Genomic DNA, 1,035 nt, shown 5'->3' on the forward strand with positions numbered 1-1,035 from the left:
TCTCCCGATCGATCCATTCGGCGATGCCGTCCCGAGTTCCCATTGCCTTGACGATCGCCTGAGCCGCAGCGTCATCTACGGTGTCCGCGAAGTGAACACCGTTGCGGAGCACTTCCTTGCTGTTGGCGGTGTAGAGGTCAGCCACAGACCACCTCCGGGTATCCGTCATGAGTCACGCCGTCGAGATATCGCCCAGCGGCTTTCTTGCCCCATCGAACCATGGGAGCGGCGCCGTCAGGGATCACTCCGTACACATGACCATCAATTCCCAGCCAGAATACATGGCATTGAGGGCGCTCTGGGTCATAGGGCCCGTATTCGCCCCATTGCTTGAAAAGGAACGGCACATCCATTGCCGCGCATTGTGCGAGCAGGGTGCGGACCCAATCTGGGTGCATCGGTCGAGCACCAGAGCCGGATTCGCCACCCACGATTACCCAATTCAAGTGAACCAGCCACTCCGGTCGCAGCGTCACAGCGCCCAGCAACGGCTCCATGGAAAGGCCGATCCACGGTATGCAAAGGCGTCGCTTCAATTCGATCAGGCGCGGTATGTCGCGGTCGGCCTCCTCCTGATTGACGATGCTGATGATCAGGCCCGCATGACTCGGCCAGACGCGACCGTTCAGACGCTTCTCGATTAAAGATACCCGTTTGGTGACGATCTGGATGTCGAGACTCGTGCATGCGCTGGTAGCATCCCACGCCTCCGCGAACCATTCGTCCGGCACTTCCTTGTCAAACAGGTCCGACATGGATTGCACGAACACCCGGCGGCGGCTGTTTGGGTGGAGTTTGCCGATCTCGGCATCGGCGGCCCACCATGATGCACCGTTTTGAAGCCGATAAATGGTAGCAACGGCGCTCTTGATCTTGCGACGCGGGACGCTCGCGCCCCAGATGCTTTCACCAGTCCGCTTCGACCATGTTTCGGCATAGCAATGATCGCACCCCGGCCCGACCTTGGTACAACCCCACCAGAAATTGACGGTCGCATCAGTCCATTCAATAGTAGTGCGGTCAGCCATCGCTATC

The 1,035-nt window shown here is 59.1% G+C and carries 1 protein-coding gene; it reads right to left on the bottom strand.

Annotated elements, in window-relative coordinates; translation table 11 throughout:
- Positions 1–137: 137 nt before the first annotated feature.
- Positions 138–1,035: DUF5131 family protein (locus EQG66_RS15200; RefSeq protein WP_220428681.1), on the bottom strand; the 898-nt coding region annotated here is incomplete at its 5' end.

The organism is Sphingobium fluviale (assembly GCF_004122115.1).
Taxonomy (GTDB): Bacteria; Pseudomonadota; Alphaproteobacteria; order Sphingomonadales; family Sphingomonadaceae; genus Sphingobium; species Sphingobium fluviale.